Origin of the sequence: Pseudomonas sp. F1_0610, assembly GCF_047470865.1 — a bacterium.
GTDB lineage: Bacteria > Pseudomonadota > Gammaproteobacteria > Pseudomonadales > Pseudomonadaceae > JAZDRH01.
Genome location: NZ_JAZDRH010000034.1, coordinates 18162 through 27082 on the forward strand (window position 1 = coordinate 18162; position 8921 = coordinate 27082).

At 38.0% G+C, this 8921-nt stretch carries 8 protein-coding genes; 1 reads left to right on the forward strand and 7 read right to left on the reverse strand.

The genetic code is table 11. From position 1 onward, the window contains the following. Position 1: 1 nt before the first annotated feature. Positions 2-235 (reverse strand): hypothetical protein, encoded by a 234-nt coding sequence (locus VQ643_RS14565; protein ID WP_414200782.1) that lies wholly within the window; start codon positions 233-235, stop codon positions 2-4. A 219-nt stretch (positions 236-454) separates the two neighbouring features. Here VQ643_RS14565 and ettA point away from each other — a divergent pair, with 219 nt between their 5' ends. Continuing rightward, positions 455-2119: an energy-dependent translational throttle protein EttA gene (gene ettA, locus VQ643_RS14570; protein ID WP_414200785.1), complete on the forward strand. Its 1665-nt coding sequence runs from the start codon at positions 455-457 to the stop codon at positions 2117-2119. Positions 2120-2157: 38 nt separating this feature from the next. Here ettA and VQ643_RS14575 read toward each other — a convergent pair whose 3' ends face one another. From VQ643_RS14575 to VQ643_RS14600, 6 genes are all read right to left on the reverse strand, one after another. Next, complete coding sequence (locus VQ643_RS14575; RefSeq protein ID WP_414200787.1) at positions 2158-3393, reverse strand: efflux RND transporter periplasmic adaptor subunit; 1236 nt, start codon at positions 3391-3393, stop codon at positions 2158-2160. After that, entirely contained in the window at positions 3386-4828 is a 1443-nt protein-coding gene (locus tag VQ643_RS14580; RefSeq protein ID WP_414200789.1) for a TolC family protein, read from the reverse strand. Before VQ643_RS14580 ends, VQ643_RS14575 begins: the two co-directional genes overlap by 8 nt. Further along, positions 4821-5987 carry an ABC transporter permease gene (locus VQ643_RS14585; RefSeq protein WP_414200792.1) on the reverse strand — a complete coding sequence of 389 codons (1167 nt, stop codon included), beginning with the start codon at positions 5985-5987 and terminating at the stop codon, positions 4821-4823. The genes VQ643_RS14580 and VQ643_RS14585 overlap by 8 nt, the downstream gene beginning before the upstream one ends. After that, complete coding sequence (locus VQ643_RS14590) at positions 5980-6675, reverse strand: ABC transporter ATP-binding protein (RefSeq protein ID WP_414200794.1); 696 nt, start codon at positions 6673-6675, stop codon at positions 5980-5982. The genes VQ643_RS14585 and VQ643_RS14590 overlap by 8 nt, the downstream gene beginning before the upstream one ends. Positions 6676-6775: 100 nt before the next feature. After that, positions 6776-7276 carry an alkane oxidation protein activator PraB gene (gene praB, locus VQ643_RS14595; protein WP_414200796.1) on the reverse strand — a complete coding sequence of 167 codons (501 nt, stop codon included), beginning with the start codon at positions 7274-7276 and terminating at the stop codon, positions 6776-6778. A gap of 103 nt (positions 7277-7379) precedes the next feature. Then, the gene (locus tag VQ643_RS14600; RefSeq protein WP_414200799.1) at positions 7380-8789 is read right to left on the reverse strand and encodes an outer membrane protein transport protein; all 1410 of its coding nucleotides are present in this window, start codon (positions 8787-8789) and stop codon (positions 7380-7382) included. Positions 8790-8921 lie beyond the last annotated feature (132 nt).

The following is an 8921-nucleotide window of genomic DNA, read 5'->3' on the forward strand; positions in this document are numbered from 1 at the left end:
GCTACTTCATACTGACTAACATGGCTTCTAACGCTAGATCACAGTCGCCATCAATTGCTTCTGGCGTACTGCAATCCAAAATTTTAGCAGCCAAGTCATTAGGATGTTCTAGGTACCAATCCACTGTTTTATTTTCGTTATTTGTTTCAGTGGTAGAGAGCTCTTTTTCACTCGCAAGAGAAAGATTACAAATACTGAGCAACACCAATAACGCAATTGCTTTTTTCCTCATCATAAACTTGCTCTCTATTTCGCGCTTCAGACAAGCATGCTTTATACCACCGAAACCTGATTGAAAAGATGAACCAGTCTCAGTTTAGATAAAATGGTTTAAGCATTAGCAAGTTAATTAAAGCTGGTTATAATCTCACTCATCATTGCTTACTTTTGCCGTTTAAAGTAGGTTGGCGCCAATTTGAGCACTGGCTCTTTTTACTCTAATATTAGGTACTTCATGTCTCAATATGTTTTTACAATGCACCGCCTGAGCAAGGTTGTGCCACCTAAGCGCGAAATTCTAAAAGATATCTCATTGTCGTTTTTTCCTGGCGCCAAAATTGGCGTACTCGGTTTAAACGGTGCTGGTAAATCAACGCTGTTACGTATTATGGCAGGCGTAGATAAAGAATTTGATGGCGAAGCTCGCCCAATGCCTGGTATTAAAGTGGGCTACTTACCACAAGAACCACAACTTGACCCTAACAAAACAGTACGTGAAATTGTTGAAGAAGCTGTTAGCGAAATTAAAAATGCACAACAGCGTCTTGATGAGGTCTATGCCGCTTATGCAGAACCTGATGCTGACTTTGATGCATTAGCAACAGAACAAGCCAAACTTGAAGCTATTTTGCAATCAGCTGACGGCCATAATCTTGAGCGTCAACTAGAAGTTGCAGCGGATGCTCTGCGCCTGCCTGAATGGGAGGCTAAAATTGAGCATCTATCAGGCGGAGAAAAACGCCGTGTTGCTTTATGCCGTTTACTGCTTTCTGGCCCAGATATGTTATTGCTCGATGAGCCAACGAACCACTTAGATGCTGACTCAGTCGCTTGGCTAGAGCGCTTCTTACATGATTTCCCTGGTACTGTAGTGGCTATTACCCACGACCGCTATTTCTTAGACAATGTAGCCGGCTGGATTCTTGAGCTTGACCGCGGGCAAGGCATTCCATTTGAAGGTAACTACTCTCAATGGTTAGAAGCCAAAGCATCACGCTTAGAACAAGAAGCTAAACAAGAAGCTGCTCATAGCAAGGCCATGAAGTCTGAGCTTGAATGGGTACGCAAAGGTGCCAAAGCTCGCCAATCTAAATCTAAAGCGCGTCTTGCTCGCTTTGAAGAAATGCAATCACAAGAATTCCAAAAACGCAGCGAAACTAACGAAATCTATATTCCTGCAGGCCCCCGTTTAGGCGACAAGGTTATTGAGTTCCATGGTGTGCGCAAAGGTTTTGGCGATCGTGTCTTAATTGATAATCTATCTTTTGCTATTCCTAAAGGCGCTATTGTGGGTGTGATTGGTGGCAACGGCGCAGGTAAATCAACACTCTTTCGTATGATTACTGGCGAGCAACAGCCCGATGCAGGCGAAATTATCCTAGGCGATACCGTACAAATTGCCAGCGTTGACCAGCACCGTGATCATCTATCTGGAAATAAAACCGTTTGGGAACAAATTTCTGACGGCTCAGACATGATTAAAGTTGGGAACTACGAAGTACCATCACGTGGTTATGTAGGTCGTTTTAACTTCAAAGGTGCTGACCAACAAAAATTTGTTAAAGATTTATCCGGCGGTGAACGTGGTCGTCTACATTTAGCGCTCACCTTAAAACAAGGCGGCAATGTCCTCTTACTCGACGAACCCTCAAACGATCTTGACGTAGAAACACTACGCGCCTTAGAAGAAGCCTTATTAGATTTCCCAGGTTCAGCCGTGGTGATCTCGCATGATCGTTGGTTCTTAGACCGTATCGCCACACATATTCTGTCTTATGAAGATGATGGCAGCGTTCTTTTCTTTGAAGGCAACTACAGCGAATATGAAGAAGATCGCAAAAAGCGCTTAGGTGAAGCCGCTGCACAGCCTCATCGTGTACGTTATAAAAAATTAGCTTAAAGGCAAGTGCCCTGCTACTTATACTTAGCAGGGCATTTCTACTGGCTTAGCTTAACAAAGCCAGGCCCTGGTAGGTGAGTTAAAGCCCCATCTAAAACACTACGCTCAATTTCTATATTCATTTTTTCAGGCACAGCCTCTAATTCTTGTTTATACCAAACAAAATACTTATCCCCCTCCATCTGAATAGCCTTAACAGGAACAATATAAGCCTTATCTGTTTCATAAAGCTTAATTTCAACAATAGCACTCATACCCAAACGTAGACTCTGCTTTTCTTTATCCGTTAACACTGGTAATGCTACCCAAAAATCATACCCTGTACTCAGATTGGCAGTAAGACTCAGCCCCTGCCCTGATATACGCTGTAAAACTCCTTTAAGCTTTAAACCAGCTGATGATTGGGGTGTCACATTAACCTGCATCCCCTCTGCTATCTGCAAAAGATAAGACTCATCAATAATCGACTTTACTTGCAATCTATCCAAATTAGATACACTAAATAAAGGCTGACTTTCAGTAACTTTAGAACCTTCTTGAAATATCTGTGGTTCGCTTGTATTTGTGGTATTTTTTGCAAAAAATACTATTCCAGAAAACGGCGCACGAATAGTGCTATTCGCTTCTAGAGCAACTAAGCTTTCATATTTAAGCTGTGCATCATCTAAAGCTATTTTAAGTATTTTTATCTGCTGCGGGTTAGCACGCTGCTGAGTAGCTATGACTTCATCTTGCGCAGATTTCAAGTCCAGTAACTGCAGTGCTAATTGCTGTTTTAATGAGTCTAACTCTTGCCTAGGAATAATTCCTCGATTAAATAGATCTTGACTATCCTTTAATTTATTACGTGTATCTAGTGCATTTAATTCTGATGTTTTTAATGCACGCTTAGCTCTAGCCATATCCATGCTACTTGCCCAATTGGCTATATCATCAAACTCTTTTTGTGCTTTTATATATTCAGCTAAAGCATGTTGAATTTTAACTTTTAATAAGGAATCATCAATAACAGCTAAAATTTGATTTTTCTCTACCAGCTGCCCATCAATCACTGAAATTTTTTTGATAAATCCTTCAAAAGGACTAACCATGGAAAAACGGTGAACAGGCTCTATTTTTCCGACCAGTTTAATACTTTGACTTACTGGCTTTTGCTCTATATACAACCATTTTTCATCTATCTGTATAGTGTCTTCATCCCTAACAAAGATAATTATTGGCAATATAAGCAATACCAGAAAAACACCAATAGAATACTTTTTAAATTTAGTCATATAGCGCAATATCCCAGCTTTCCAGTGTGGTTCCAACAATGTAGTCAAGATCAGCCTGCGCATTTAAATAGGCAATACGCGTTTCTAATAAAGCCACTTCAGCATTGCGCAAATCTGCTTCAAATGAAAGAACCTGAAAGTTACTTGAACGTCCTACTTTTAGTTTTTCTTGTTCAAATTCTAATTTTTTATGGCTTAGTGCTAAAGCCTTTAAAGCAATTTGATACTGCCGCCATCGTGTATTAATATTGCGTACTGCGTTAGCAATATCTTTTTCCATAACCTGTATAGTTTCTTCCATTTGTAATTTATGCTTATCAATATTTACTAGGGCACGCACTTCCCCTTGCTTACGTGATAAGTCTCCAATGGGTATTTCAAGCCTGATACCTATATAATTATCCCAACCCTTGCTTGTAGGGTTAGAGTTTAGTTGCTGCCACTGTTTACTTTGCCCAGCTCCTGCTTCAATAGAAAGATCCCAAAGCTTATTATTTTTTGCAACAGCCAGTTCTAAATCTATCTGCTCTTTAATGATTAACTCTATTAAATATCTAGGCTGCATAAGCTTGGCCTTAGTTATAGCCTGTGCATAATCAATGCTAACTTTTTCAATTTTAATAGTTTCTTTAGCTATAATTAATGTTTCCTGATCCAGCGCTAGCAATCTAAGCAACTCCATTCTATTATTATCTAGCTGATTAATAGCGTTTTCCAGGGCCAGTTCTTGATTAACTACTTCTGCCTCAGTTTGGATAATTTCATATTCAGCCATACGACCTGCATTGATTAGCTCTCTATTTGTTTTAATTAGTTTTTCAGCACGCTCTAACGCTGACTTAGATATTATTACTTGTTCCTGCGCTCTAACCAGCTCACGAAAACTATAAATAACATTTGTTATAGTTTGAGCAACATTATTTTTTAAATTTAATTTATTTCCTTGTTCTGCAAGCTGCGCCATCACCAAAGGAGAGGTTGCTATTTTACGTCCACCGCCTTTTAGTAACGGTTGTATAATATAAAAATTCGCCCCATCGTTACGTGATCTTTTATTGTTCTTAGCATGCTCTGAAAACATACTCCAAGACAAACTAAATCGAGTTCCATAGGCTGATAAAAGGCTAGCATTTGGAGAAAACCCCAAACTACTTGATTTATCATTATTATTATTTTTTGAATACACATTAGTAATAATATTTATTTTAGGATTAAATCTATCCTGTTCAACGCTTAAATCAAATTTCTGTGCTACCCTATCTAAATAAGCACTCTTTATCGACCTGTTATTTCTTAACGCAAGAGCAATAGCATCTTCTAAAGATAACTCAATTTCCTGTGTTTTTTTATATTGATTGAAGCTATTTAACTCAGAAATAGTACCAGCCCACAAACTGCACGAATAAAAAACGATAACAAACAGTAATTTATTCATCTTTCAGCGCCTCTATAGGCTGCAATTTAGCAGCACTTAAAGCAGGGCTAATACCAAATAAAATCCCCAAGACTAAAGATGTTATTACAGGGATAGGAAGAGCAAACCATGCAATAACAAATACCCATCCAACATAGTATGCAAACACATAGGCCAATATAATTCCTAGTAAACATCCTAATAGCGAGCCTATAACGGAAAGGACAACAGCTTCTGATAAAAAAAGTACTATAATATCTTTTGATCTAGCGCCCACTGCTCGCCTTATGCCAATCTCTTTTTTCCGTTGACTTACACTCATGAGCATGACATTCATTACCCCAACTCCACCTACTAATAATGCTATAGCGCCAATTCCTGCTAATAAATAAGTAAGTAATTTTGTTTGAGCATTCATATTTTCTAGAAGCTGGCTAGGAAAAACCAAACCTGCCTCTTGTTCATTAAATTTCTCTTTTACTATAGATTCTATTTTTTGCTCATAGCTATAGTTATTTTTTTTTACAGATCCTATAATATTAGTAAAAACCACACTTCCATTTATAGTTTTTAAATTTTTAATAAATACAAAAGCACTATTATTAATATCAAATGGTAAAAAATGATTATCCATTTGTAAAGGCAGCACACCTAATACATCAAAGTAATAACCTCCAAATTTAACTTTACTACCTAAGGTAAAATTATACTTATCACTTAATGCATAGCCTACAACAACAAAAAAACTAGATTTATCATAAGCCTGTAAAACTCTACCTTTATCAGCACTTATAGTTAACGTAGAAAAAATATCCTCTTCAACGCCCACTAATGGAATATGAATACCTGAGTCAACCTCTATGGACGAAGTGCTCACTAAAGAAGCTGACTGAATAACATTTTCTTTTTTTAAATTTACAACCAGTTCTACTCCCTTTTCATAGTTATCTAAAGCATTACCTCCTCCAACTATATTTATTAAAAATAAATTAGCTCCATACTCTGAAAAAACCTTAACAACCTCTTCTGTTGCGTTATTTCCTATATTTAATAAAGCTACAACAGATGAACAGCCAACCACAATTCCTAATAGCGCAAGTAATGCCTTTCTACCCAGTATTAATAAATTTAAAAATGGCTCGATTAATTTATTATAAAAACTCATTCCATAGTTATACATATGATAACTCCTTAGTGCTTTCTTCAAGCCTTCCAAAGAGCATGGTAAAAGAACGCTCCATACGTTTAGCTAACTGCATGTCATGGGTAATCAATATTATAGTTACACCGTATTTTTTATTTATTTCTACTATTAAATTTATGATTTCTTCAGATGTAGCTGTATCTAAACTTCCCGTAGGTTCATCGGCTAAGATAATTTTTGGTTCTGTAACCAAAGCTCTTGCTATAGCTACACGTTGGCACTGACCACCTGATAACGCAGAAGGTTTATGCTGTACACGGTCCTCTAAACCTACTTTAGCTAGGCATTCTTTAGCCAATAACCTCGCCTGAGTCCGTGACATACCACGGTATAATAAAGGTAGCGCAACATTATCAATAGCTGTTAGATTTGATAACAAATTAAATCTTTGAAAAACAAAACCTATTAACTGGTTTCTCATCATGGCTCGAGATTCATCATTGAGCGCTAGTACATTTTTTCCTTCTAAAAAAAAATTCCCCTCCGCTGGATTCTCTAACAGTCCTAAAATATTTAGAAAAGTACTTTTTCCTGATCCAGAAGCTCCTACAATAGCACAGGTTTCTCCCTTACAAAGGCTGAAATCCAAGTTATTAATAACATTAAAGCACCCTCCATCTGTTGCATAATTATAATTAAGACTATTTATTTTTATTATTTCCATAAAATTACAACCATACAAATAAAACCCCAAACCAGCATGCTAGATTGGGGTTTAAAGACACCTCAGTTACTATTATAAATTCACAACTAATTAAATAGCTCTACTGCGCCACTACGTCTAAGCTAACAATCTTACAATTGCCAGCCAAGTTGCTATTATTTGCTTTTAATCTAATAGCATTCCCCTCTTGTGCTGCCGATACAGCTACTGTACTAGTGCCACATGTTGCTCCCTTACTAACAAATATAACCTTAGGTATAGTAAAACCAACATTTGTAATAACAGCACTTGTTCCTGAGGAAGGATTCAGTATCCAAGGTAGGCCTGTAAAGCTTGGTTGAGAACAGAGTAAAAAGCCACCTGAGGTAGTTACAGTATTTATATTTGCTGACTTTCCATCAGCACTTACTTTTCCTGTAAATGACACATTACAGGATACATTTCCAGACAAGGCTGGTGTTTGTACTATAATTGTTCCATTAGCAGTAAAAGAGGCGCCAGCGGGGCTAATATTTCCATTATTATCTACTGTTAAAGCATGGCTATACATAGATACTAAAGAGACAGCAAAAGCTGTGATAATTGTATTTATTTTTTTCATAATTCACCTATTATTTTTATAACGAGGACAGGTAACTAACCTGTCCTCTTATACTTATAGTATAAATTTTAAAAATAACAATTTTTAATTAATAGATTATTTATTAAAATCGATAAGTAGCTGCTAGACTAAAAACATCACCACTGGCCTTTACTTTGCCATCCATTTTTGCACCACCTAGCAACTCAACATTAGTACTCTTAAGCCGCGCACGCTTTACAAATTGGCGTGAATAAGCCACATCAAATGTAAAGTTAGGTAGTGACTTAGGCGCGTAGCCTGCTCCTAAAGAAACAAATGTACGGTCATTATCAGGGATACGTAAATCACGGGTTGTACTGCGTGTCGGTGTTTGGTCATAGGCTAAGCCGCCACGCACAATCCACTCATCCGTTAATTTATAATCAGCCCCTACCGAGAACATTAGAGTATCGCGATACTTATAGGGGATCTCTACAATCATAGACCCTGATGCTTTATCTATTAAAGGTAGACTTTTAAATTCAGACCATTGCGTCCAAAGCACGCTAGTTCCCGTTGTTAACCGCTCATTCCATTGATGCACCCAATCAATCGAGGCTGTGGCAGGTGTATTGAGCCGCGATTTAATTTTTGCACCGCCTGGGTAGAGTTTTAGCCCTGGAAATAACTGATCTGCGATTTCTATAGCGGTAATAGATTCATCTCCCTCACCAAAGTGGAAGTTGTACTTACCTTCTAATTTATTCTTAACTGTCGCATGATAATTAAAGCCAATGGTATCCCGCTCTGTTGGCTTCCATACGATACCTGCAAACCAACTTGGTGCTGTATTGTTCACCTTTACTCGAATCAAAGCATCGCCTGTTGAGGGCATTATAGGGACAGGGAGAATATCTTTTAAGCGTTCATAGGCTGCATGGTAAATATCCACATTCTGAGTGACTGTTCCTCGCGTCCTTTGTACTGTCACTCCTCCACCTAGCGCTAGACTGTCATTAAACTTATAGGACACAGAACCATTTAAGGCAATAGTTTCAACCCTTGTATCTACTGCAAAATCACGTCCAACACCATATCTATCCCAGGTACTACGCATGCCCATAGGCACTACTTGGCTAAAACCAACCGCCCACTGTTCATTTATTGGAAGTACTAAAAAGTACGTGGGAAAAACCTCACTAAAACCACCTTGCCCCCCGTTATTTGCTTTCTTAAATGGCAACGTATCATTTATTGCTATGTCTTGCGTGCTCATACCACTAGCTGTTGTGGCATCGCCTTTAAAGCGCATGTTGACACGTGCAAATTGCACATTCATCTGACTAACTGGCCCATCAACAAAAGCCATAGCAGCTGGATTATTAAAGGCCGAACTAGGATCATTGTCATAAATTGATCCCCCAGCAAATGCCCTACCCCAACCAGCAGTACCTGCTGTAGGCACTCCGAAAGCACCAGCAAAAGCAGCTTCAGCGCTTAAGATGGAGGTTAAAATTGCTAAGGTTAGTTTGGTTTTATAGAGTTTTTTCATTGTTATTTCCCTATTGTCAATTACGCCAAGTTAATAGCCTAGATCTTTTCTTATTAGCTATGTATTTCTGATGCTAGAAGCTTTTTTGACTTTATCTATTTTTTTCCCTGCATATAGACCAATGTTTAATAA